At 60.0% G+C, this 24,164-nt stretch carries 16 protein-coding genes and 1 pseudogene; 9 read left to right on the top strand and 8 right to left on the bottom strand.

All coding sequences use genetic code 11. From position 1 onward, the window contains the following. Window positions 1-13 precede the first annotated feature (13 nt). Window positions 14-409, bottom strand: coding sequence for an oxidoreductase (locus tag MHX66_RS06400; RefSeq protein ID WP_239201304.1), 396 nt, complete (start codon window positions 407-409; stop codon window positions 14-16). A gap of 185 nt (window positions 410-594) precedes the next feature. Between MHX66_RS06400 and sucB the strand changes: the two genes are divergently transcribed. The 4 genes from sucB to MHX66_RS06380 all read left to right on the top strand — a co-directional run bounded on the left by sucB (window position 595) and on the right by MHX66_RS06380 (window position 6,281). Beyond that, a complete protein-coding gene (gene sucB / locus MHX66_RS06395; RefSeq protein ID WP_239201302.1) occupies window positions 595-2,829 on the top strand; it encodes a 2-oxoglutarate dehydrogenase, E2 component, dihydrolipoamide succinyltransferase in 2,235 nt (744 codons plus the stop codon). Window positions 2,830-3,536: 707 nt separating this feature from the next. Beyond that, window positions 3,537-4,235, top strand: a complete 699-nt coding sequence (lipB, locus tag MHX66_RS06390) for a lipoyl(octanoyl) transferase LipB (RefSeq protein ID WP_239201300.1) — start codon at window positions 3,537-3,539, stop codon at window positions 4,233-4,235. Window positions 4,236-4,343: 108 nt separating this feature from the next. Beyond that, window positions 4,344-5,393, top strand: a complete 1,050-nt coding sequence (gene lipA, locus MHX66_RS06385) for a lipoyl synthase (protein ID WP_011273327.1) — start codon at window positions 4,344-4,346, stop codon at window positions 5,391-5,393. Between the two features lie 108 nt (window positions 5,394-5,501). Further along, on the top strand, window positions 5,502-6,281 hold the full coding sequence (locus MHX66_RS06380) for a DUF4191 domain-containing protein (protein WP_239201298.1): 780 nt from the start codon (window positions 5,502-5,504) through the stop codon (window positions 6,279-6,281). Window positions 6,282-6,284: 3 nt separating this feature from the next. On the opposite strand, the gene MHX66_RS06375 is transcribed toward MHX66_RS06380, so the two are convergent. Then, window positions 6,285-6,761: an RDD family protein gene (locus MHX66_RS06375; protein WP_239201294.1), complete on the bottom strand. Its 477-nt coding sequence runs from the start codon at window positions 6,759-6,761 to the stop codon at window positions 6,285-6,287. Window positions 6,762-6,914: 153 nt separating this feature from the next. On the opposite strand from MHX66_RS06375, the gene glnA reads away from it, so the two are divergent. Next, window positions 6,915-8,351, top strand: coding sequence for a type I glutamate--ammonia ligase (gene glnA / locus MHX66_RS06370; RefSeq protein ID WP_239201293.1), 1,437 nt, complete (start codon window positions 6,915-6,917; stop codon window positions 8,349-8,351). Between the two features lie 961 nt (window positions 8,352-9,312). On the opposite strand, the pseudogene MHX66_RS06365 reads toward glnA, so the two are convergent. The 5 genes and pseudogenes from MHX66_RS06365 to MHX66_RS06345 all read right to left on the bottom strand — a co-directional run bounded on the left by MHX66_RS06365 (window position 9,313) and on the right by MHX66_RS06345 (window position 16,601). Beyond that, a pseudogene (locus tag MHX66_RS06365) lies at window positions 9,313-9,968 on the bottom strand (VIT1/CCC1 transporter family protein). Window positions 9,969-10,091: 123 nt separating this feature from the next. After that, window positions 10,092-11,207 carry a DUF3322 domain-containing protein gene (locus MHX66_RS06360; RefSeq protein ID WP_239201290.1) on the bottom strand — a complete coding sequence of 372 codons (1,116 nt, stop codon included), beginning with the start codon at window positions 11,205-11,207 and terminating at the stop codon, window positions 10,092-10,094. Further along, on the bottom strand, window positions 11,194-14,544 hold the full coding sequence (locus MHX66_RS06355) for an ATP-binding protein (protein WP_239201288.1): 3,351 nt from the start codon (window positions 14,542-14,544) through the stop codon (window positions 11,194-11,196). The genes MHX66_RS06360 and MHX66_RS06355 overlap by 14 nt, the downstream gene beginning before the upstream one ends. Continuing rightward, window positions 14,541-15,128 (bottom strand): DUF4194 domain-containing protein, encoded by a 588-nt coding sequence (locus MHX66_RS06350; protein WP_034978096.1) that lies wholly within the window; start codon window positions 15,126-15,128, stop codon window positions 14,541-14,543. Before MHX66_RS06350 ends, MHX66_RS06355 begins: the two co-directional genes overlap by 4 nt. Further along, window positions 15,129-16,601, bottom strand: a complete 1,473-nt coding sequence (locus MHX66_RS06345) for a DUF3375 domain-containing protein (RefSeq protein WP_237744776.1) — start codon at window positions 16,599-16,601, stop codon at window positions 15,129-15,131. It lies immediately after the preceding gene. Window positions 16,602-16,880: 279 nt separating this feature from the next. Here MHX66_RS06345 and MHX66_RS06340 point away from each other — a divergent pair, with 279 nt between their 5' ends. Continuing rightward, on the top strand, window positions 16,881-17,252 hold the full coding sequence (locus MHX66_RS06340) for a carboxymuconolactone decarboxylase family protein (RefSeq protein WP_239201286.1): 372 nt from the start codon (window positions 16,881-16,883) through the stop codon (window positions 17,250-17,252). 48 nt (window positions 17,253-17,300) lie between these two features. Here MHX66_RS06340 and MHX66_RS06335 read toward each other — a convergent pair whose 3' ends face one another. Further along, entirely contained in the window at window positions 17,301-19,214 is a 1,914-nt protein-coding gene (locus tag MHX66_RS06335) for a hypothetical protein (protein ID WP_239201282.1), read from the bottom strand. A 176-nt stretch (window positions 19,215-19,390) separates the two neighbouring features. Between MHX66_RS06335 and MHX66_RS06330 the strand changes: the two genes are divergently transcribed. From MHX66_RS06330 to MHX66_RS06320, 3 genes are all read left to right on the top strand, one after another. Beyond that, a complete protein-coding gene (locus tag MHX66_RS06330) occupies window positions 19,391-20,998 on the top strand; it encodes an MFS transporter (protein WP_239201280.1) in 1,608 nt (535 codons plus the stop codon). A gap of 143 nt (window positions 20,999-21,141) precedes the next feature. Beyond that, window positions 21,142-22,011 carry an ATP-binding cassette domain-containing protein gene (locus MHX66_RS06325; protein WP_239201278.1) on the top strand — a complete coding sequence of 290 codons (870 nt, stop codon included), beginning with the start codon at window positions 21,142-21,144 and terminating at the stop codon, window positions 22,009-22,011. Next, on the top strand, window positions 22,011-24,143 hold the full coding sequence (locus MHX66_RS06320; protein WP_239201277.1) for a YhgE/Pip domain-containing protein: 2,133 nt from the start codon (window positions 22,011-22,013) through the stop codon (window positions 24,141-24,143). The genes MHX66_RS06325 and MHX66_RS06320 overlap by 1 nt, the downstream gene beginning before the upstream one ends. The last annotated feature ends 21 nt before the right edge of the window (window positions 24,144-24,164 follow it).

Below are 24,164 nucleotides of genomic sequence, written 5' to 3'. Positions count from 1 at the left end.
CGTCGGGGCTGCGCTACTCCCCCTGCTCGGCGCGGCGCTGCTCAAACTGCGCGCGCCGCTCGCGCTGCTCCAGGCGCTTCTTGATCAGCCGATCCCGCTCGATGCGATCCCGCATGCGCTGCGGGTAGCCGGTCTCCTCCGCGAAATACAGCGGAATGCCGACGGACTGGGCCACCTTGTCGATGCCCTTCGGCCCGCCGATGCGGCGGCGCGTCCACTCCCCCTCGCTGTCGACCAGCACCACGGACATCTCGTTGACGATGGTTTCCGGCTCCACAAAACCCTCCACACCCTTGCGGGTTCCGGCCCACTGCTGCAGGTAGGTCAGGTCCTTGGGGCGGATAGTCTCCCCCGGCGCACGCGGCGGTCGGGTGGAGGTATTTTTGTTCCGGCCGAAAAGATTAAACACGTTAGCCGATTCTAGTTCACATACCCGGCGGTTCCCCAAAGGTGCGCGGGGACGGTGAGGGGGCGTCACAAAAGATAAGGGCGAGGGGCGCTCGGCGGAGCGGAGGCAAGGCGCGTAGACTTATGTAGTATTTCAACCAAATAACCACAGCTGATTTCCGTTTAGCTTGAGGAGCTTCAAACACCATGGCGTACTCCGTCGAAATGCCCGAACTGGGCGAGTCCGTAACCGAGGGCACCGTTACTCAGTGGCTGAAGAAGGTCGGAGACAAGGTCTCCGTCGACGAACCGTTGCTGGAGGTATCGACCGACAAGGTTGATACGGAGATCCCGTCCCCCGCAAGTGGTGTGCTGCTGAAGATCATCGCAGAGGAAGACGACACTGTGGACGTCGGCGCCGTCATCGCCGAGATCGGTGAGGAGGGCGAAGAGCCTTCTGGTTCTGGCGCCGACAGCTCCAGCGACGACGATTCCAGCGACGCTGCCGAGGAGTCCGCTGAGAAGTCCGAGTCCGACTCCGACGACTCTGAGTCCGAGTCCTCTGACAACTCTGGCTCTGAGTCTGGTTCTGATTCTGGTTCCGGCGAGGCCGAGGACGTCACCATGCCGGAGCTGGGCGAATCCGTCACCGAGGGCACCATCACTCAGTGGCTGAAGAGAGTCGGCGACAAGGTTGAGGTCGACGAGCCACTGCTGGAGGTCTCCACCGACAAGGTCGACACCGAGATCCCTTCCCCGGTCGCCGGCACCCTGGTAGAAATCCTGGCCAACGAGGACGACACGGTTGACGTCGGCGAGGTCATCGCCCGCATCGGCGACGAGAACGCCGCTGCTTCCGGTTCCTCTGACTCCGGCTCCGATTCTTCCGAGTCCGATGAGTCCGCTGATTCCTCCGATTCCAGCGAGTCCGAGTCCGACTCCAGCGAGTCTGACTCCTCCGACGACTCTGAGTCCAAGTCCTCTGACAACTCTGGCTCTGAGTCCGGTTCCGGCTCTGGTTCCGGCGAGGCCGAGGACGTCACCATGCCGGAGCTGGGCGAATCCGTCACCGAGGGCACCATCACCCAGTGGCTGAAGAGCGTCGGCGACAAGGTTGAGGTCGACGAGCCTCTGCTGGAGGTCTCCACCGACAAGGTCGATACAGAGATTCCTTCCCCAGTCGCCGGCACCCTGGTGGAGATCCTGGCCAACGAGGACGACACGGTCGACGTCGGCGAGGTCATCGCCCGCATCGGCGACGAGAACGCCGCCAAGTCCGGCTCCTCTGATTCCTCCGACTCCGGTTCCTCCAAGTCCGACGAGTCCGCCTCCGAGGACAAGGCTGAGAAGTCCGAGGACAAGGCCGAGCCGAAGGCAGAGGAGAAGAAGGCTGAGTCCAAGCAGGCCGAGGAGAAGGCCGAGGTCAAGACTGAGGCAGAGTCCGAGTCCAAGTCTGACTCCAAGTCCTCCAAGCCGGCTGCAAAGCAGTCGAAGCCTGCCGAGGGCAACCTCCCCTACGTCACTCCGCTGGTACGCAAGCTGGCTGAGAAGCATGGCGTCGATCTGTCGAGCGTCGAGGGAACCGGCGTCGGCGGCCGTATCCGTAAGCAGGACATCCTGGCCGCAGCAGAAGACACCTCCGCTTCCGGCTCCTCCGCGAAGTCCGCTTCCCCGGCTGGCCCGCGCGCTTCCTCCTACAAGGTGGACCCGGCCAAGCAGGAGCTGCGCGGCACCGTCAAGAAGGTGAACCGCATCCGCGAGATCACCGCGAAGACCACCCTGGATTCCCTGCACGCTGCAGCTCAGCTGACGCAGGTCCACGAGGTCGACATGACTCGCATTGCCGAACTGCGCAAGGCCAACAAGAAGGCCTTCGCCGACAAGCACGGTGTGAACCTGACCTACCTGCCGTTCTTCGCAAAGGCAGCGGTCGAGGCTCTGATCTCCCACCCGAACGTCAACGCTTCCTACAACGCGAAGACCAAGGAGATGACCTACCACGAGCAGGTCAACCTGGGCATCGCTGTCGACACGGAAGCCGGCCTGCTGAGCCCGGTCATCCACGACGCGCAGGACATGTCCCTGCCGGAGCTGGCTCAGGCCATCGTCGACATCGCTGACCGCGCGCGCAACAAGAAGCTGAAGCCGAACGACCTGTCCGGCGGCACCTTCACCATCACCAACATCGGTTCCGAGGGCGCCCTGACCGACACCCCGATTCTGGTTCCGCCGCAGGCTGCCATGATCGGCACCGGCGCCATCGTGAAGCGCCCAGTGGTGCTGAGCGAGGATGAAGGCGAGGCTATCGCCATCCGCCAGATGGTCTTCCTGCCGATGACCTACGATCACCAGGTCATCGACGGCGCCGACGCAGGCCGCTTCATGTCCACCCTGCGTGACCGTCTGGAGAACTCGGACTTCACCGAGGACCTGGAGCTCTAAGTTAGGCACTAGCTGCAGCTAGGCTGCTACGGCACGCTGGCTGACTGGCGCTGGAATAGGCTGCGCTGTCTGGCTGCAGCCAGCTAGTACCAGGCGCCAACTGACCAGGCGAAACGCCGGCCCCGCTTCCCGCGGGGTCGGCATTTTGTGTTGTTGGGTGCCGACTTGCCCCGAGCAGTGACTCGGGGGCGTCTCATTCAGCAGACCTAGCTCCATATCCGCCTCTGGACTCTCCCTCCCACACCAAAACCCCACTCGAGAGGCCTCCAGGACCCTTAAATGTCGGAAAAGTTGCAATTTGTTAATGCTAGCGGTTTTCAAATATACAAATGCGCAGGTCAAGGAGCTTTTAGGAAAGTGGAAACCAATACCGATTTGAAGAATTGCAACTTTTCCGACATTTAGCGACATTTAGCAGCTTTCAGGAGGCGCCAAACACCGGAGGTGCCAGTATCAACGTCACCACCTGACACATCCAGCACCATCAAAAACTTCAGCCTCACTGGCGGCAGCGCCTGGCGCCAGCGGGACGGCATCCGGCAGCACCTGGCAGAACCTGGCGCCAGCGGGACAGCATCCAGCAGCACCTGACGCTAGCGGGACCGCACCCAGCGGAACCTGGCGCCAGCGGCAGCGCCCAGCAGCACCTGGCGCCCACGGGACAGCACCCAGCAACACCAACAAACCACTGGAGTATCATCGCAACCATGGGATTCCAGCAAGGCAGCATCCGCAAGTCAAAAATCCAGGACATCGACATCCGCGACCTCGGCACCGTGGACTACGAGGACACCTGGCACCTCCAGGCAGACCTCGCCGCCCAGCGCGCCGAAGAGAAAATCCCGGACACCATCCTCCTACTCCAGCATCCGCCGACGTACACTGCCGGCAAGCGCACCCAGGATTCCGACCGCCCCACCAACGGCCTGCCAGTCGTCGACGTCGACCGTGGAGGCCGCATCACCTGGCATGGGCCTGGCCAGCTGGTCGCATACCCCATCATCAAGCTGGCCGACCCAGTGGACGTGGTCGATTATGTCCGCCGCCTGGAGCAGGCACTGATCCAGACTTGTGAAGATCTTGGCCTTCACGGCACCGGCCGCGTAGAGGGGCGTTCGGGCGTGTGGCTGCCTGCGGGCGTCATTAATAACGAGCTTAAGCCCGCACGTAAGATAGCCGCGATCGGCATCCGCGTGACGCGCGGCGTGACCATGCACGGAGTGTCCCTGAACTGCGACAACACCATGGAGTATTACGACCACATTGTGCCTTGTGGGCTGGCGGATGCGGGTGTCACGACGCTCACCGAGGAGCTGGGGCGCGATGTTAGTGTTTCTGACGCCTACTCGTCCCTCGCCCGCAACCTCGTTGACGCTTTGAACGGTGACTTGCCGGTGCATTCCTAGGTGCATCCCTAGGCAAAGTTCCGCTCCTGCGCCAGCAACCCAGCAGCCTGGCACCAGCGAAAATACCGAGGTGGATTCCTATGCGGCACCCAGCGTAGGCTAGTCGGCATGAGTGTGACCGCAGATGGACGCCGGATGCTCCGCATCGAGGCGAAGAATGCCGAAACCCCCATCGAGTCGAAGCCTCGGTGGATTCGCACGACCGCGAAGGTCGGCCCGGAGTATCGGGATATTAAGAATCGCGTGAAGGGCGCTGGCCTGCACACCGTGTGCCAGGAGGCTGGGTGCCCGAACATTAACGAGTGCTGGGAGGATCGCGAGGCGACGTTCCTCATCGGCGGCGATACGTGTTCCCGCCGTTGCGACTTCTGCCAGATTAAGTCCGGCCGCCCGTCCCCGCTGGATATGGACGAGCCGCGCCGCGTGGCGGAGAATGTCCGCGAGATGGGTCTGCGCTACGCCACCATCACCGGCGTGACGCGCGACGACCTGGATGATGAGGGCGCGTGGCTGTATGCCGAGGTTGTGAAGAAGATTCACGAGCTGAACCCGAACACTGGTGTGGAGAATCTGACGCCCGATTTTTCCAACCGCCCGGAGCTGCTGAAGGTCGTCTTTGATTCTCAGCCGGAGGTGTTTGCCCACAACCTGGAGACGGTTCCGCGCATCTTCAAGCGCATCCGCCCGGCCTTTAAGTACGACCGTTCCCTGGAGGTCATTCAGGCAGCTCACGATTACGGCCTGGTGACGAAGTCCAACCTGATCCTGGGCATGGGTGAGAAGAAGGAAGAGGTCCGCGCGGCCATTAAGGACCTGGCAGACGCCGGCACCGACATTCTGACGATTACCCAGTACCTGCGCCCGTCCTCCATGCACCACCCGATTGAGCGTTGGGTGAAGCCGGAGGAGTTCATGGAGCACTCCGACGCAGCCTACGAGCTGGGCATCAAGGCTGTTATGTCCGGCCCGTTGGTGCGTTCCTCTTACCGCGCCGGCCGCCTGTACGCGCAGGCGAAGCAGGCTCGTGGCGAGGCTATCCCGGAGAACCTGAAGCACCTGGAGGAAACTCTGGATTCCACCACGTCGCAGGAGGCCTCTACCCTGCTGGAGCGTTATGGTGCTTCGGAGGACACGCCGGTCACCGCGTCGCGCCGCTAATGCTGGCGCTTAACTGCGCGATGCGCTGGCGCTGAGGCTGCGCGCGGCCAGCAGCATCACGGCGGGGCACTTTCGCCCCGCCTTTATTCATGCCTTATTGTTGAATCCATGGCGAAGGATAAAAAGGACGTAAGGGTCAAGGAAGAAAAGAAGGCCGCAAAGGCAGCGAAAAAGGAGCAGCGCAAGCAGACGCGCTCCCAGCTGTGGCAAGCCTTCAAGCTGCAGAAGGACCGGGATAAGAAGCTTATCCCCTTCATGGTCCTGGCTTTCCTGATTCCCGTTGTGCTGTTGCTGCTGCTCAGCCTGGTTTTCGGCTGGTGGTGGCTGAACCTGATCGTGGGCATCATCATCGGCGCGATGGCGGCGATGTGGGTGTTCTCCCGCCGCTTGCAGTCCGGCGTGTATGACCAGATTGAGGGCGAGGCCGGAGCCGCCGCATGGGCTTTGTCCAACTTGCGTGACGGCGTGGGCATGAAGTGGATTACGGAGAACGGCGTGGCGTCCAACACCCACATGGACGCAGTGCACCGCGTGGTAGGCACCCCCGGCATTGTGCTGGTCGGCGAGGGCGCACCGCACCGCCTCAAGCCGATGATGGCGCAGGAGCGCAAGAAGCTCGCTCGCATCGTGGGCAAGACCCCGATCTACGACGTGATCGTCGGCGACGGCGAGGGCCAGGTGCCGGTAAAGAAGCTGCAGAACCACCTGATGCGCCTGCCGCGCAACATCAAGAAGAATGAGGTGGACGCCCTTAACTCCAAGGTCGAGTCGATCTCGCGGCTAAGCAACCCGAACAACAACATGCCGAAGGGTCCGATGCCGAAGGGCGCGAAGATGTCCGGCATGAACCGCCGCGCCCGCCGCGCGGCACAGCGCGGAAAGAAGTAACGCTTAGCGGCTGCGGATAACGGCCGTGCCAGTGGCGCGATCGTGCATTCCGCGGCCGTCAGTGTCTTGAATAATTGGGGGGAAGAGGAAGACCGTCAGCAGCGTGCGGACGACCGAGCGCCACAGACCCACGCGCTCGTCGGGCTTGTCGATGCGCGCCACGCCGATGCCCACGATGGCGTGCCCCGGCGACTGGGCGAACAGCCAGACGGTCAGGATGCGCCAGATAATGAAGAAGATCATCGCGGCAGTGGCGGAATCACCCAGCACGTCCGTAGTGGAAGTAACGAACCAGGCCAGGCCGTAACAGGCCAACCAGTCGATTAGTAATGCACCCAGCCGGGGGAACAAGGGGGACAGTGAGCCCGGGCCTTCTTTGGGCAATCCCAAGCGGGCGCCGGGGTACGGGCTGAGTTCGGCGAGGTCTTCGTTTTCGCCTGGTACAAGGGGGCCTTCAAGCCAGCTACGCGATTCACTCATGATGGTCTAGAGCCTAGCTGGCTGTTAGTTTGTGGCACAATTTTGCAAATTTTTACCTGAATCGGCGCCCAGTATGCGTAGGATCAATTGTGTTGCTTTTATATATTGTCGCAACAGTTTGAGATTCCAACTGCAAGGAACGGAAGAAATACAGTGTCAATCAAGACTGCAGAAGAAGTCGTAAAGTACATCAAAGATAACGACGTCGAGTTCGTGGACGTTCGCTTCACCGATGTTCCCGGTATCGAGCAGCACTTCACCATCCCTGCTTCGGAATTCGACGAGGACGTCGTAGAGGAGGGTCTGGCCTTCGACGGTTCGTCCGTGCGTGGCTTCACCACCATCGAAGAGTCGGACATGAACCTGCTGCCGGACCTGGCGACCGCCAAGATCGATCCGTTCCGCAAGGCCAAGACCCTGAACGTGAAGTTCTTCGTTCACGACCCGTTTACCCGCGAGCCGTTCTCCCGCGACCCGCGTAACGTTGCCCGCAAGGCCGAACAGTACCTGGCCTCCACCGGTATCGCAGATACCTGCTTCTTCGGCGCGGAGGCAGAGTTCTACCTCTTCGACTCCGTCCGCTACGAGGCAGAGACCAACCGTGCGTTCTACGAGCTGGATTCCGTCGAGGGCTGGTGGAACCGTGGCGCAGAGGTCAACCCGGATGGTTCCACCAACCTGGGCTACAAGACCCGCATGAAGGGCGGCTACTTCCCTGTCGCTCCGTACGACCACTACCAGGATCTGCGCGACGATATGTGCCGCAACCTGACGAACGCTGGCTTCAACCTGGAGCGTGCGCACCACGAGGTCGGCACCGGCGGCCAGCAGGAGATCAACTACGAGTTCAACACCCTGCTGCACGCTGCGGATGACCTGCAGTCCTTCAAGTACATCATCAAGAACACCGCTTGGCAGGCCGGCAAGTCCGCGACCTTCATGCCGAAGCCGCTGGCTGGCGACAATGGTTCGGGTATGCACGCTCACCAGTCCCTGTGGAAGGACGGCGAGCCGCTGTTCTACGACGAGTCCGGTTACGCCGGCCTGTCCGACATCGCCCGCTACTACATCGGCGGCATCCTGAAGCACGCTGGCGCTGTGCTGGCCTTCACGAACCCGACGCTGAACTCCTACCACCGTCTGGTTCCAGGCTTCGAAGCTCCGATTAACCTGGTGTACTCGCAGCGTAACCGTTCCGCTGCGGTCCGCATCCCGATCACGGGCTCCAACGCGAAGGCGAAGCGCATTGAGTTCCGCGCTCCGGACCCGAGTGGTAACCCGTACTTCGGCTTCGCCGCGATGATGCTGGCTGGCCTGGACGGCGTGAAGAACCGCATTGAGCCGCACGCTCCGGTCGATAAGGACCTGTACGAGCTGCCGCCGGAGGAGGCTAAGGATATTCCGCAGGCTCCGACCAGCCTGGAGGCTTCCCTGAAGGCTCTGGAGGAGGACAACGAGTTCCTGACCGAGGGCGGCGTGTTCACCGACGACCTGATCGACACCTACATCGCCTACAAGTACGACAACGAGATCGCACCTGTTCGCCTGCGCCCGACGCCGCAGGAATTCGAGATGTACTTCGACTGCTAAGGGCTGCTTTAGCTGCTCTAGCTTTTTGACGCCGCCGTCTGTTCTTTGGCCGGTGGTGCAAGGTAAGCGGTGATGACCTACTAACTGGCAGGTTGTCACCGTTTTTGTTTTTCTATGTCGCCACCTCGTGGATGTCGCTCGAGGGATGTTATTCACTCGCCCTCTCCCCTGCTTAACAGAACCGGTTGTCTTGAAAGACTCGGCGAGGGACCGATTGCGTCGAACTGAAAATCAAGATGAGAAGTGGTGGGTGTGACTTTAGACTGTGCTTGTCACTCAACGAAAGGCACCACGTGATCACCACTCGTCGTCGCACACTCCTCGCTCCAGTTTTCGCCCTCAGCCTCATCAGCGCTTTCGGCCTCACCGCTTGCGGCGGTGAAGACACACCCGCTGAACCGTCCGCCACTACTGTCACCAGCGCTCCTTCTGGCGAGTCCGAGAGCTCAGAACCAGAGACCACCACGGTCACCAGTGCTCCCGAGGACACACCGCCCCCGACCACCACGATCACCAGCACGCCGGAACCCACACAGCAGAGTAGCCCTGCTGCCGAAGAGAACACGCAGCCAGAGCAGCAGGCTCCAGCTAATCAACCCAGAGCCACTTCTCCAGCGCAAAAGCAACCACCGATGGGTAATCAGGGAGCAAGCCCCGACTGCCCCGCCTACCGCTGTGGCTACGGTACTGCTCCTAATGGGGCGCCGAACTTAACCAGTGGTGAGACGCAACTGCTGGCTCGCTGTAACTCGGGCGAGTACAACGCTCCCCAGGTCTGTGCGAATCTGCGGCTGAAGGCTCAGCGGGCGGGACAGAACTAGCTCGGCACAGCGCCACCCTCCAGTGGCCTCTCGGAATCGACGCGGCGCCAAATTTCCTCCGGTTATGCCCCGTGACTGACCTCACTCAGTGTCCGGCACGCCCCCGCACTGGGGCCGATGCCTCGTCGAAGTTGCGGCTCTTAAGCCACTCCACCGAACAGCGCGCCAGCACCGTACGTGAGCGCCAGGCCCAGGCCGCCACCGATGACCAGGCGGACCATCGAACGACCTACGCTCGTGCCGGCGATCTTCGCCGAAATCAGCCCCGTCAGCGCCAGCGAGAAAATCGTCACTGCGGTGACCCCCATGCCTGCGTGCCCGTCGGCGCCAGGAACACCGAAGCCATCGGCAGGGCTGCACCGGCCAAGAAAGATAGCGCAGAGAAGAACGCTGCCGCCCACGCACTGGTCAGCTCGTTTTGGTCAATACCCAATTCCAGCTGCAAGTGGGCGCGCAGGGCATCCTCCTTATGGATTTCCCGTGCAGCCTCGAGAGCTGTATCCCGGTTAATGCCGTAGCCGGAAAGAATCCCCGCGAGTTCCTCCAGCTCCTCTTCCGGAGCCTCCCGCAACTCTTGCCTCTCCTTGGCCACCAAGAACTGCTCGGAATCCCGCTGGGCGGATACAGAGACGAACTCCCCCAAAGCCATGGACACCGCACCTGCGATGGTGGCAGCCAGGCCCGCCATCAGAATGGCCTTGTCGCCCGCGCCAGTGGCGATCACACCGATTAGCAGGGCAGCCACGGAAACAATGCCGTCGTTGGCTCCCAAAACTCCGGCGCGCAGGAAGTTCATTTTCGCTGCATCACCGGCGTCGTGAAGCTCCTGGTGAGCGCCGGGAACAGTGGAAAAGGGTGGTTTTCCTCATGAGCGGAATATTAGCCGACTGATTCACAAGCTCCGGGTCTACTGCCGCTGCTATGCACCAGTCCCACTGGAACTCACTGCCCGACGCAGCCGCTGCTGCGCATAGTCAAACAAGATTCTTTCCTGCTCAACGCGCAAGCACCCGCCCGCAGAACGCCCCCGGAGATAGTCCAATGCCAAGCGCTCCCCGTAGCTCAACAGCTCAGGCTCGAACCGGCTAGGTTGCGGTTCTTCCACCGCAAGATCAACGTGGTCACGAACCGTATCCAGGTCCATGAGGACAGATCGCGTATGAGGCACGTATCGCCTGACGGTTTCCAGGATATAGAAACCATGCGAATCTAGATCTCCCCAATAAAGAACTTCCTTCGCCTCTAGCGATGGCATCTGCTGGACGATCCTGGCAGCGTTCAATCCACCACCGAAGATCGCGACCGTCGCGGGCAAGTCTGGCAAGGCAAGGAAACTCTGGTGATTTTCAACGATAAGAACTCGCGCCCCCGGGATCTCACGGAGTTCTGCCGCCGGACATGCCAAGTGCCGCAAACCGCCAATTCCCAGTGTCGGGTCAAGGCTGCGGATCTCCACCAACTGGGGCTTCGGCTTGAAGTTCAGTGGCCCGACCACCGCTTCAACGACCGCCCTGTGTGCCTCGAACCATTTGCTATCGACACCAAAGATTGGCAATTCGCGAATATAAAAGTCGCTGACCTCGTGCTCGTGAACCCACCGGACAACAGCAATGAACTGCTCCACAGTCGTATCATTCCAGTCGTCCCACGCAGAAAGGTGCCTGATGAGCTCAGGTCGAACGCTCTCCCCCAATTCCGTGCAGAAACGGTCCAAGACCGTGCGGAGGCGTTGCCAATGATCGAGTTTGCCGGCCACGCGAGCCGCAGTATCCGCGTCCGCGAGAACAACTCGCCGAGGCAGCGAATAAGTCCCCAAATAGCTGAGCTTTTTATCCTCCCACTCGACGGTAATTGAACTGCGGTTCCACTGTGCCACCCAGGCTCTCACGGCAGCGCCGTCATCACGCTCTGCCGACCTTCCAGTCGGCGGATCCAGGTTGATGGTCAGCATCTTGAATTCCCCGGCCAACCAGCTGCGGTGGTTACGTGAATAAAAGACCGCAGCGCGTTGGCGCACCTGATCAGGAGTCTTCATCCTGGACCTCCTCGATCGTCAGAGAACTCGTTCGCGATCGCTTCCGGTCTGGGCATTCCACCATCAGCACACCCCCGATGTAGTCCTGCACGGTCTGCAGCAGCTTCTCGGGCGTGGCCAGAATCATGTGGAAACCAAAGCGGCGAAAGGCCTCCATCGCAGCCCGAGTGAACTCCGTATCCGCACGATCAAAAGCTTCATCCAGAACGATCGTGCCGAATCGCGGATAAATATCCTCCCCCACCCGGACAATGGATTTCTTTTCTTGTGCGGCTGGCAAGCCCATCCCAGTCAGCCGGTAACGCAAGGCTGCAGCCAGGCAGAAGGAGGACAGCTTTTGGGCTTGGCCGCCCGAGAGTCCTTCCGACGAGTCATAGACCGCACCGCGCGTTCCATCCTCGCTGTATTCCACTCCCAGGAACTTCACGTGTTGCCTCGTATCCAGACGCAACTGGCGATCACGAGTTGTCGTACCGTCCGAAACCGTCACTGCGTCGATCACCGCCTGCAGCTTATGGAATCGGTGCTCGCTCTCCTCCTGATCAGCTTCATTGATAATCCCTGCCAGTGCGGAATCCAGAAGTTCAACGAAATTGCGGGCGATCGCGGGCTGTGCCTCCCTCACCTCGATCGTCAGGTAAGCACCCGGATAGAACTCGACTTCCGCAAGTGAATCATTAATCATCTGGATCGAGCTGCGAGTCTTCGCTGTCGCGTCACGGATTAAACGGCGCAGCCGACCCAGATGCTTGTGGGTTTCGTCTTGCAGCATGTCCCGGAAACGCTGTTCAAAACGGGGCAAGTCGTCTGCTTCAAGCCTGTCCAGTTCCCGAAGAAAGTCCTGCTCCCACTCCATATCCGCCTTGAGGTCACCCGCCCGATCAGGCCAGCGCACCAAGTAAAGGTTCATTGCGTTGACCAGATCACCACAATATTTGGTGAAGTGCGCATTGAGGTCTGCAAGCTGATCTTCGATACCACGAATGAGGCGATTGTTGAGCACATCGATGTTATCGGGCCGAATGGTGCGGTCGATAGCCGTGCAACGTTCTGTCAGACGGGTCGCAACGTCCTCAGAGACGGTCTTCCCACCTCGGCGATTCCGAATCTTCTCAAGCGTTTCTTCTGCCTGCTCCAGGCGAACTTTGGAGACACTAAGCTGGTTCCGCTGCGCCATGACGTGCTCCTCGACTTTGTCGAGAGTAGCTTCAACGCCCTTCAACTTCGCTTTCAGTTCAGCCAGCTCCGCGTTTCCATCAGTGAGTTCATCAACGACTCGCTGGGCTTCTGCAAGCTCCTGGGTCACCGATGACACATCGATATCCTGAAAACGTTCCGTCTCCAATAGCCGCTCGATCGTGGCTATTTGGGCACGCCTTTTCTCCTGGCCGGCCGCGATGGCCTTGCGTCGCCGTTCAGCGTCTTCAAGTTTCGCCACGATGTCGCGCACCGCTGTTTGAAGGGCATCGATCTTGTCAGCGAGATTGCCCCACAGCACCCAGTTCGAACGGTCATCGATTCGGCGGCGATCATCCTTAATGTGATCGTTGCGGTTATGTTTCACCTGACCCTTTGCAGTCACCGCCCGCCGGGCAGCACGAAACTCTTCCACAGAGCCGCAGCATAAGTAATCGAACTTCGTAGAAAGTTGGGTCTGGATCCAGTCGTGATACCGCCCGGACTTTACGTTGATTTTCAGCCCCAGTGAGTTCGGTACGAAACGGGACGGGCGCTGTTCTTCCAGATCCCGAGTGAACCTGGTGTAGCTCACTTTCGCACCGAGATAGGTGTCATCGATAGCTGAAGAAACCTGGGCATAGTGCTCGTCTGGGACAAGGATCCGCCGGGCAAACCCGCCCATCACTCGCTCTGCGGTTCCTTGCCAATGGTCTTCACCAGGCTTCATACTCACGAGGTCTGCAATGAACGGAAGGTCAGACTCCCGCACTCCAGACTTCTCTGCAATCAAGGCTCGCGCACGGAGCAACCGGTTATCCATGGCCGATTCGTATTTTCGCAAAGCCTCAAGCTCCGCGACCAGCTTGTCCTTGTTCTCGCCCAGCTCGTAAACGCGCACGTGCGCCTGACCCAGCTTTACGTCTTCTGTTTCATATGCAGCACTCAACCTCTTCCGCTCTTCACGCAACTGCAGCACAAGGTTGGTGAATTCCTCGACACTGCCGGGCTTTGCAGCCCCAATGGATTTGAGCCGGGAATTGAATGCCTCTTCCTCTTTGGTCACTCGCTCCAGCCGGTCCTGCAAACGGTCACGCCGAGCCTGTGCAGAAACCAAGGCAGAATCCTGCGCTCCATGAATCAACGTGCGCAGTTGATCTGCTTGCGCCCGGTGTGCATCTCGAACCCCGGTGGCTTCTTCAATCTTCGCGCTGACTGTCTTAATCTCGGAAGTCCACTGATCCCGCTCCTGTTCGGCGAAACGCTGCCGCCACTCGTCGACGAAGGTTTCGACGCCGTCTCGGTCCTCCTTTACCGTGGTCAGCCTGTTTTCGACCCCTGCACGCTTCTCTGCTGCCACGCGCACCGGTGCCAGTTGCTCAATCTGTTCACGAGTTTTCACCACCGACTCATACGCCGTTCGGAGGTCTGTGAAATTCTCCGCTGCTTGCTCCGCGATCTCGAAGGTCTCTGGTTCGGGCAGCATGAAGGTACGCATCAAGTGATTAAGATCGCCGAGCGTTTTAGCCGATTGCGTTCGGTTCAGCAGGTCCAAAGCACCGGCATCGGCGATCCCCACCGCTCGGCGCAGCGCCAAACTGAACTTCGGATGATTTCGACTGACGTGCAGGGCATCGCTGTATGTCTTCTTCGCCTCACTAACCGGCAAGTTCTTCTGTGCCAGATCCTCAAACTCTGTCAGATCGGCGGCACGAGGGAGCAAAATGTAAAGATCCGTGATTTCCTGGCGCGAATAGGCGTTAGCGGGCAAAAACATCAACCGGCAAGCGGTTACGGTCTCTCCTGTCCCATCGCTATAGCGTAGGGCGACGCCCGTCCACGTCGCACCTGTTCGAAGGTAGGACTGCGTAAGTTCGTCCGCCTCGATCGAGTGCTCGCGGCGCCAGGCACCGCGGCAGTAGGTAACCAAGTTACGGCCCGAGTGTGCTTGGTTATCAGCCGCAGCGTTGAAACGAATCTTGCCGGGCGGAACAAGAATCGTCGAGATCGCATCAATCAGCGTCGACTTACCGGAACCTGAAGGGCCTGTGATGAGGAAGCCCTCCCGCGGCACCTCGACACAGTGAAGGTTGTCGAATGTTCCCCAGTTATAAACCTGGATTTGGGAAAGTCGGAATTGGCCAGGCAGAGTCGTCGTCATTGTTCTTCCTCCAGGAGAGCTCGGAAAGACTCGGTGACAGCGGCGATTTCTTCGCTGGAAAAGATGATGCGCAGCACCGGGGACACCTCGAAACGCCCCTCGGTCGGGGTGCTGGCAATAATCGAGTAGCTCTTCAGCTTGTTCCACGCTGCAGTAAAGCGCTTACGCTGCGTGGACTTGTCCGTGCCAGCGTGGCCTTGATACGGCAGGGTCGCCTCAAAAACCTCACCCTCATCCACGATGGTTCGCTCGTTGGGGCTCGTCGTCACCAGCTCACGGCGCAGGTGGAGAATCACCACCGTGTCCATAAAAGTCAACGACTGTTTGCGTAGCAGCGCACGCTTTTCAGGGACATCCGCTTCCCACGCCTTTGTGTAGGCAACCCCTGCATGCTCGTCGAGAATGAGAGTGAGGAAGAGATTATCCAGCTGTTGGGCAAGAATCTCACGTGAGTTGGATATCGCAGCAAACACATCTGGCGATTTCACGCTCGACACGTATGGGCCGCGGATAAGTTCCGCCAGGGCACGACGCTGCAAACCTGTCAAGGTTCCGGTGTCGCCTTCATACAGTTTGTTTTCCATTTAGATGCGCCCAACCTTCCTCCGAAATTCGAAACGCTCATACCGCCCTTGATACCTTTTCCCGCTTGGTCTCTCCCACTGCAGGACTTCCGTACCGTCGGATCTTTCGCCGTGATCATGCGCAAGTTTGATGAGCCCCACCACACTCGCTAGACCCTGAGTGGCAGGGTGCTCTTCCAAGACTTCCCGAATCGATGCTTGCCCTTTTCTGCCGAGCACATCGTTGATTGCGTCGCGCAGTTCCTGCCAGTCAATTTCTGATTCCCGGATACGCCGACGCATCTGTTCGAAGTCGATCTCGCCTGACTCGTTGACTTCCATCGACCGCTCGATGCGGTATTCCTTCGGGTTATGTAATTCCCAACTGGAAAGCGACGTCGGTTGCCGCGTCGTCAGCTCGAGCTCGTAGCCGATCTTCTCGTAAGGCGCGATCCCTCGTTTTGCGAGCTCGAGCGCTTGCTGCTGCGCCTGATTGATTGCCCGTGTGAGGGCCTGCTGCGATTCTGCTTCTCGGGACTGCACGAAGCGCCTTAGGGACCGCGATAGGCCCGTGAGCGAGGTATGTACCTGTCCCGAGGAGGAATCGAGCATGTCTACCAATTGCGCGATCTCGTTCCGCTCTTCCGGGCCGAGCTGCTCCATGAAGTCCCGCGATTGCACCGAATCCATCACGGCATCGAGTTGCTTTGATTGCTCCGGGTCAAGGAAAAGCTCATAGAAGGAGTTGAATGCCCGTCCCGCTTCTGATTCTGCGATCAGATCTACACCACGGAAGACATTGTCCAGTACCTCACCAGCGTTTAGCTGCCCTTCGACGAGCGATTCTCGGAGTTCGTGATCGACATTCTCAACCTCCTCCCGAACGCGGGAGAAATCGGTGGGCAAATCCCTCGCCAGAGCCAGGATTTCCCGTGCCCTCTCCACTGCCTCTTCGTCGGAAATCACGCCGACACCGTTCATGCGGATGTTGTCGATACGGTCTTGGATCTGATCTCGCTGAGCTTCCAGGCGACTAATCGCTCTCGCTTCGTCGGGATCTGTTTCAGCCGCCAGATCCTGGAGATTATTGAATAGAGTTCCGAGGCGGGATTTGGTCACCACCCGCTGAGGACTGATCAACTGCTGGACATAGTCGATAGCAACGTGCGCGTCCGTGGTGAGCTCGTAAAACTCTTCCCTCGAGCCCTGAGGGCTGCGCCTTGTGAGGTATCCGAGTTTCACCCAGTCATTGATATAAGCCACGGCTGACTTGGGCAGCTCCATATTGGTCTGTTCCCGAATATCGATCAGCAAGGACTCCACTGCTAGGGTGAGCTCGGATCCGGCGATCTGGCGATTACCTGCTTGGAAGACAGCACTTAAGACAGAAAGAACAGCTGGGGCGTTATGGGCACGAAGCATCGCCCAAGCAGGTACCGAGTCCGCAAGGCGGATCATCGCCAACGCATCTGCCACCACAGTTGTCCGATTCATGTGCTCAATCTAACAAGCGTTGCAGACAAAGATTCAAAAATATCGAACATCTCGGCGCCAACTAAGGGTTCGATGCTCATGCGCACGCCCTCAGATTGGCACTGCTGTACGACAAAGGCTTTGGGCAAGTGCACCGGTTAGCCCACGGCTGCCCCGCGTCCTGGTGCGAGAACTTGGGCTAACCTCGGGGCAACCCACCCCGCTCCTGGTGCACGTGTCTGGCTACATCACCAGCCGGACCTAACCGGAGCGTGGATCCAAGGAGAAAGGCATGCCCCCATGGAACTGAACCGCGACAAGGGCGAAGAATTCGTCCGCGAGACCCAAACCCCAGAATCCGCCGCTGCGTGGAAGAAGCAGCTCGACGAGTTCGCACCCGGCGCGTCCGACTGGGTTGTCGAGGCCGTCTTCGGCGGAATCTACCAGCGCGATGGCATTACTCTCCGCGACCGTCAGGTGCTGAACATGGCTGCCCTGGCTGCGATGGGTGGCGTAGAGCCGCAACTCACCGGCCACATCAAGACCGCTGTGGACGTCGCAGGCATGAGCCCAGAGGAGGTGGCCGAATGCTTCGTGCACCTCATGCCTTACGTCGGCGTGCCGAAGACTTTGGCCGCGATGCGCTGCATGAAGGCCGCCCTCGAGGGTTAATGCTGCCGGGGGGAGGCCTGGCCGCTTATTAGCGCTTGGCAATCGAGATCAACCCGACTGTTTCTTTCTCCGTTGACGGCGCGAGAAGTACGTCACCGCGGATATGACAACAATGGCCACGAGGCAAACAATGAAAACCCACCACTGCCCAACAGCGGGCAGAAGCGCAAAAAGGCTTGGGACTGCCAGAACTGCGGCTGCTAACGCGATTAATTCATTGCGTTCGTCGCGCCGCTCTTGTTTACGCTTATGAGCGTCTGCCTCGATGCCATCAAGTCTGATACGTGCGAAGTTGTACTGGGTTGTGTAGACGTTCTCACGTATCTCAAGTTCGCCGACGATGTCATCAAAGTCTCCCCGTGCACCTGTCTTTTCCAACATATGCTGCAGAATGGTGGTCGCTACGTCGCGTCCGGGGACTCGCTCGTACCAGAGGTGATCGCGCACATAGACTAGTTCCGCTTGTATCTTTGCGAACTTCCGTAGACTGCCCTGCAGCTTTTGGTCCGCGCCCCTTATCTTCTCGAGGGTTCCAGCATTGCCCTCAGAGCCGGAGCTTTCCAAGACATTGAGCGCTTCCGGACCGAAAGATAATTGGCGAAGTTGTTCACTAATACACCCCAGATAATTATCTGCTCTAAGCGCTAAAATAGCCAGGTCTACAAAGCGAGTCCCAGCCAGCATAAAGAAATTATTTTGCGAGTTTTCTAGCGGTGCCCGGCGCACCACTGCCAACCCCTCCTCGCAGGAGTGAATAGTCCAATCACGATAGCGGGACACGAGGCTTCTGTTTATAGAGCCATCGCGGAAATAAGGTATTTCTGTTGTGTACCGGTCGAAACGGGAAGCAAAGTACCATGCCCATTGGTCGTGGAGCATCCAGTTCTCCCCCGTCTCCTCAGATGCATCCGCGATGGGGGTTGGCAGGGCAATGTCTGTACGGCCCGGGATAGCCATCGTGACGCAATAAGGTTTAGGAGACTGGCGCCCGTGGTTCGCTTTTGTTCCTCTACCGGGTATTTTGAAGTATCCGCCCTTGGTGAGATCCCACGGAGCGTGAGTTTCCGAGCCAACGAATAGCTGTTTTTCCACAACCTTCACGGCAGCTTCCAATAGGCAAACACTAGCCTTGTTGTTAGTCAGTGGTGAGCCAGTGAGTTCTTCAAGTAGCTCTCTTTGTCTTGCTTCTCCGTTGCCTTCCTCCGCAATCAGGGTCATTTTCTCTCGTGGTTTAGTCAACGACGCAGTAGCTTCCTCCAGCGCTTTTCCGGAGCAATTTTCCGCGACGGCATGGATGACGAGAAAATTCTGTTCGAAGTTACTAGGTTCGCCACTTTCAAGGTCATAAAGGCATGGCCCGGAGTATTGCAAGTACTCGGCACACACAAACTTCAAGGTCGCAAAGGGGTGCCCAGTGTCGTCCAAAGCGAAACGCAGCGGATACGTCTCCATTTCTGGTGCCTGCTGCTTGCCTTCCGTCGTTAGGTCAGGCTCAAAAACGAGGCGATGCGCGACGACCTTGGCAGGATTAGTAGATGCATCTGAGATCCACTCCGCGGGATCCCCACCAGACGTCGGTACAGCATCAACCGCACCCGCCCCCATAGAGCTGGCTAGGGGCTCACGGAAGTACGACCCAGCACTCTTATGGAAAACGCGGGGTACATATTTAAAATCAACTTTATTACCCCAGAACTGGCGAACGAAGTCCCCTTTTTCATCCCGTTCTGCGAACTCAATCTTCTTAATCCCGCGAAAACGACCGGGCACCCAAGCCTCGGGCCAATCGAAAGCCTCCGATAATTCGGGCACTGGAAGAACCACCGCGAAATGCGCAAGGCGCCACTCCGGCTGAGAGCCGCAGACATAACCCTCCGGAAGATGGAACTCCGCTCCCTGGATTTGATACCAGTTGGAATTCCGAGCATTGTTCGCCTCGGTGAACTCGTCGTTTATCCCCATATCACAAAAGCCTCCGTGATCTTCGAACCACCTGTGCCCCAGGCTACAACAGCACTTCAGAAGCCTATCCACTTTGAAACCATCACCACCCCTGAAATAAGGTCACCCTTAGTAGCGCTATGCTTCTATAAAGGCAGAACTACACACAGGCCATCCGAAGGAGGGCACGCACCACAGTGGCTGAAAAGGACCCGCACGCCGCAAACTCACAGCCGGGCAACCCTCGCGGGGACGTGCAGCCAGGCACTCCGGGTCAGGACACCGCAAACCCCCGCCCCGGCGCGACGGAGGCCACGATCCAGTCCCCCGGCACCTATCCCCCGGGTGAGGATCCGCGCCGCTGGAAAGTTCTTGGCGTCATCCTCACGACGATCTTCATGTCGCTGATCAGCGTGTCCATCATCAACGTCGCCCTGCCCTCAATCCAGCAGGGGCTGGGCGCCACCGAATCGGACATCCAGTGGGTGCTCTCCGGCTACACGCTGACGTTCGGCGTGGTCCTCGTCGCCGCCGGCCGCGCCGGCGACCTGCTTGGCCGGGGCGGGATGTATCTCATCGGCCTGAGCGTCTACACCCTGGCCGCCATCACCGCGGGCTTCGCCCCCACCGCGGAAGCCCTGAACGTCACCCGCTTCATCCAGGGCGTGGGCGCCGGCCTGCTCAACCCGCAGGCCGTGGGCATGATTCAGCAGTTCTTCCGCGGCAAGGAGCGCGGCCGGGCCTTCGGTTGGTTCGGCACCGTCGTGGGTGTGGCCGTGGCCATCGGGCCCGTCCTGGGTGGTTTCCTCATCCGCGTCGGCGGACCGGAGCACGGCTGGCGCTGGACATTCCTGGTCAACGTTCCCTTCGGCCTTCTTGCCTTCGTCCTCGCGCTCCTGTGGTTCCCGCGCCCACTGATGGGCCGAGTTAAGGATCCCGCCACCGGCCGTAACGTGGGCGTCATCCGTGCAGTGCGCAGCCTCGACCCCTTCGGCTCCCTCCTGCTTGGCTTGGCCGTCCTGGCCTTCCTCTTCCCATTTGTGGAATCCTCCGGCAGCGCGCGCACCTTCCTGCTCCTGCCCGTCGCCGTCGCCCTTCTGGCCGGGTGGCTGGCCTGGGAACGCCATGTGAAAAAGTCGAAGCCCTTCGACCCGATGGTGGACATGCAGATCTTCCGCTTCCCCAGCTTCCGCTTGGGCACCATGCTGGCGGGAGTGTACTTCATGGGCATGACCAGCATCTGGGTGCTCGTGGCTCTGTACTTCCAAAACGGCCTGGGCTACAGCGCGCTCGTGGCCGGTAGCGTTGGCATTCCTGCTGCGATCAGCAGCTCCTTCGCCGCCAACTGGGCCGGCAAGCGGGTCGCCGACCGAGGTCGCCGCGTTGTCATCGATGGCATCTCCGTGGCGCTGACCGGCATCGTGCTGACCATCCTCGCCCTTGTGCTGCACCACGTCGCAGGCATTTCGGAGTGGTGGATGGTGCCCACCCTCTTCCTCGTCGGCACCGGCCAGGGCGCGGTCATCGGCCCGAACCAAACCCTCACGCTCGCGGACGTTCCACTGAACTACGCGGGTAGCTCCGGCGCGGTTTTGCAAACCGCCCAGCGCATCGGCACCGCGATGGGGCTCGCGCTGATCACCGCGATCGTCTTCGCCAGCTCGCGCGCCATCAACTGGACCCTCGGCACCGCCATCGGCTTCGGCACAATCGGCTCGCTCATCGCCGTCGCCCTCGTCCTCGCGCTCTACGACAATCGCCTGCGCGCCCGCCGCGCTGCAGCTCCCCTGCAAGATTCCCTGTAGATTCGGGGGCTGTAGCGCTATTTCACAACGCCACTGCACCGCGCCGCGAAGGAAATTGACGAAATCGTCAAAATCTACAAAGATGTCCAGGGTGTCTGTTGAAATAGACCGAGCTTCCCTACCCACAGAAATCAGGTAAAGCCATGTCTTCCCTAGCAGTAGAAGCCCAGGATCTCGAGCTAAAAGGTGACGAGGGCCGAGTGTTCGGCCCTCTTTCTTTCGCTATCCCCAACCAGGGTCTAACCAACCTGCTTGGCAAGGGTGGCTCCGGCCGCACGGCCCTGGCTCTGGTTCTTTCTGGCCGAATGAAGCCCACCGGCGGCTCGCTGAACGTACTCGGCGAGTCCAAGCCAAAGCCGATCCGCTCCCGCGTAGCCATCGCGGGCGTGGAGCAGATCGACCTGCTGGAGCGTTCCGTCACGGTCCAGGACGTGCTCACCGAGTCCATGTCCTGGTCGAAGCCGTGGTTCATGCCGATGCGCAAGGCCACTCAAGAGGACCTGGAGCGCTTCTGCAACCACGTCTACGGCGACCGCGACCTGCCCCCGCTGGATGCCTATATCTCCCAGCTGGACAACCTGGATAAAATCATGCTGCGCATCAGCCTGGCCTTGTCGCCCGCCGACAACAAGCCCGTCGAGCTGCTGATCATGGACGACATCGAGCAGGTGCACGAAAACGACGACCGGGCGATTCTGTTGCAGGTGCTCGAGCGCCTTTCGCAGGACATTCCTGTGATCGTGAGCTCGTCGAACCCGATTGTCGGTCCTGTGGAGCCCCACAAGGTTATTGAAATTGACGCCAACGCTGGCCACGCGCACCCGATTCATACCGGACTGCGCGAATACCCTGACCCGGCGGAGGTCGAATCAGGCCAGTACGACCCAGACCAACACTACTCAGACCAGCATGACCCTGAGCTGGACGACCCAGAGCTCGATGATCCAGAACTAGACGACCTGGACATCCCCGAAGACCACACCAACACCACAGAGCAGAAGGAGAACCGTTAATGCTTGCCGGTTTCAAACTCAACAGCGAAATCCGCAGCTTCAAGCGCAACCGGCTCACCCGAGCCGCACTTGTCATCCTTGTGCTTATGCCGCTGCTGTACTCCGCCCTCTACCTGTGGGCATTCTGGAACCCCTTCGGGAACCTGAACAGCCTGCCTGTCGCACTGGTCAACAGTGACAAGGGAACCAACGTTGACGGCAAGGAACTGCGCGCCGGCGACACGGTGATCGAAGGCCTAAAGGAAAACGACCAGATCAGCTGGATCGAAACGGACGCCGAAGATGCCCGCAAGGGCGTGGAATCCGGCCAGTACTACTTCTCCCTCGAGCTGCCGGAGAACTTCTCCGAGGCGGTGGCCTCGCCCACCTCCGATAACCCGGAAAAGGCCAACCTCATCAGCACCTACAACGACGCAAACGGCTACCTGTCCACCATGATCGGCCAGAACGTCATGCGTGAGGTCATCAGCGTGGTGGGCGACAAGATCAGTGCCGAGGCCGTGGACAAGGTCCTCGTCGGCATCGTGGACGCCGGCTCCGGCATGCAAAAGGCCGCCATCGGCGCCGGCAAGCTGGCCGACGGCACCGCCGAACTGAAGGACGGGTCTATCCAATTGGACGACGGCGCGAACAAGCTCGCCGACGGCCTGGCCACCGCCAAGGATGGCTCCGGCAAGCTGCGCAAGGGCGCAACCGATCTAGACGACGGACTCGTCCAACTCCACGACGGCTCGGGCAAACTAGCCGACGGCACTGACGAGCTCGCCACGAAGGTGAACGCTGCCGCCGACAAGCTCAACGGCAAGGCCGGAAAGCTCAACGAGCTGGAAGATGGCGTCAATAAACTCGGCGACGGAGCAAGCCAGGTCAACGACGGAGTACAGCAGCTCAACACCAAACTCGGCGGCGTGACCAAGGCCCAGGGCGACCACGCGGCTAACCTGCGTGGACTCTCCCGCGACCTGCGCGGCACCGGAGTGCCCGCCGCCATCACCGCGGCCGACGAGCTGGACAAGGTGGCCCTCTCCCTGGAAACGCAGGGCCTCGGCCCGAAGTCGCAGAACGCCTCGGACCTGAAGCGCCTGGCCGACGGCAGCGCACAGCTGTCCTACCAGCTCAACGACCCGAACGCGCCATTGCGCAACGGCGTGACCGAGCTGAAGGGCCTGCCAGGACAGTTCAAGCAACTGCAGGACGGCGTGAACAAGCTCAACGACGGCGCGCAGACACTCGACGAGAAGATGGGCGAAGCCTCCGACGGCGCGGGCAAGCTGAAGGACGGCGTGATCAAGCTGGACGACGGCAACACCAAGCTCAAGGACGGTGCGGATAAGCTCGTCGAAGGCACCGGCAAGGCCAAGGACGGCACCGCCAAGCTGGATGACGGCGCCTCCGAACTCCACACCAAGCTCTCCGACGGCGCCAAGCAGGTTCCGAATTGGAACGAAGGCCAGCGCCTGGCCACCGCCTCCACCATCGGCGGACCGGTGGATCTGAAGAGCGACAATGATTCCGGCAACCACACCTTCGGCGCCGGCATGGCACCGTTCTTCTTCAGCATGGCGCTGTTCATCGGCGGCATCATGGTCTACGTGATGATCAAGCCGCTGCAGGCCCGCACCGTCAACTCTGGTGTGCACTCCTGGCGTGCGGCACTCTCCGGCTTCCTGCCGACCGGCCTACTCGCCATCGGCCAGGCAGCCGTCGTGGTCGGCGTGACCGTCTGGGGCGTGGGCATGGATGTCGATAACCTGCCGGGACTATTCCTCTTCGCCGCCCTCGTGGCGCTGGTGTGGATGCTGATGAACCAAATGTTCATCGCGTTCATGGGGCCTGGACCAGGCCGCGTGACAGCCCTAGCGGTGCTGATGTTGATGATCGTCGCCTCGGGAGGCCTCTACCCCGTCGAGACACAAAACAAGTTCTTCCAATTCCTGCACCCGTTCGACCCAATGACGTACACAGTCAACGGCTTCAGGCAGCTGATCTACGGCTTCTACGACGAACGCCTACCGATCGCAGTGGGAGTGCTGTTCCTCGTCGGCCTCGGCTGCTTCCTGGTCACCACGCTATCGGCCCGTAGCCAGCAAACGTGGACCATGAAGCGACTGCACCCGGTGCTGAACGCTTAAGGTTCGGTGGGACGAGGGGGC

This window comes from Corynebacterium sp. ACRPH, from assembly GCF_022347285.1.
In the GTDB taxonomy this organism is placed as follows: Bacteria; Actinomycetota; Actinomycetes; order Mycobacteriales; family Mycobacteriaceae; genus Corynebacterium.
Note: the sequence above shows the minus strand (reverse complement) of the source record. Positions and strands in the feature narration are given on the sequence as shown.

Excerpts from the sequence above, each read along its gene's own strand:
- MHX66_RS06340 (WP_239201286.1), top strand. The coding sequence starts at position 16,881 with ATGGAACTGAACCGCGACAAGGGCGAAGAATTCGTCCGCGAGACCCAA.
- MHX66_RS06325 (WP_239201278.1), top strand. The coding sequence starts at position 21,142 with ATGTCTTCCCTAGCAGTAGAAGCCCAGGATCTCGAGCTAAAAGGTGAC.
- MHX66_RS06350 (WP_034978096.1), bottom strand. The coding sequence starts at position 15,128 with ATGGAAAACAAACTGTATGAAGGCGACACCGGAACCTTGACAGGTTTG.
- MHX66_RS06345 (WP_237744776.1), bottom strand. The coding sequence starts at position 16,601 with ATGAATCGGACAACTGTGGTGGCAGATGCGTTGGCGATGATCCGCCTT.
- lipA (WP_011273327.1), top strand. The coding sequence starts at position 4,344 with ATGAGTGTGACCGCAGATGGACGCCGGATGCTCCGCATCGAGGCGAAG.
- MHX66_RS06380 (WP_239201298.1), top strand. The coding sequence starts at position 5,502 with ATGGCGAAGGATAAAAAGGACGTAAGGGTCAAGGAAGAAAAGAAGGCC.
- MHX66_RS06320 (WP_239201277.1), top strand. The coding sequence starts at position 22,011 with ATGCTTGCCGGTTTCAAACTCAACAGCGAAATCCGCAGCTTCAAGCGC.
- MHX66_RS06335 (WP_239201282.1), bottom strand. The coding sequence starts at position 19,214 with ATGGGGATAAACGACGAGTTCACCGAGGCGAACAATGCTCGGAATTCC.
- MHX66_RS06360 (WP_239201290.1), bottom strand. The coding sequence starts at position 11,207 with ATGAAGACTCCTGATCAGGTGCGCCAACGCGCTGCGGTCTTTTATTCA.
- MHX66_RS06355 (WP_239201288.1), bottom strand. The coding sequence starts at position 14,544 with ATGACGACGACTCTGCCTGGCCAATTCCGACTTTCCCAAATCCAGGTT.
- MHX66_RS06375 (WP_239201294.1), bottom strand. The coding sequence starts at position 6,761 with ATGAGTGAATCGCGTAGCTGGCTTGAAGGCCCCCTTGTACCAGGCGAA.
- lipB (WP_239201300.1), top strand. The coding sequence starts at position 3,537 with ATGGGATTCCAGCAAGGCAGCATCCGCAAGTCAAAAATCCAGGACATC.
- sucB (WP_239201302.1), top strand. The coding sequence starts at position 595 with ATGGCGTACTCCGTCGAAATGCCCGAACTGGGCGAGTCCGTAACCGAG.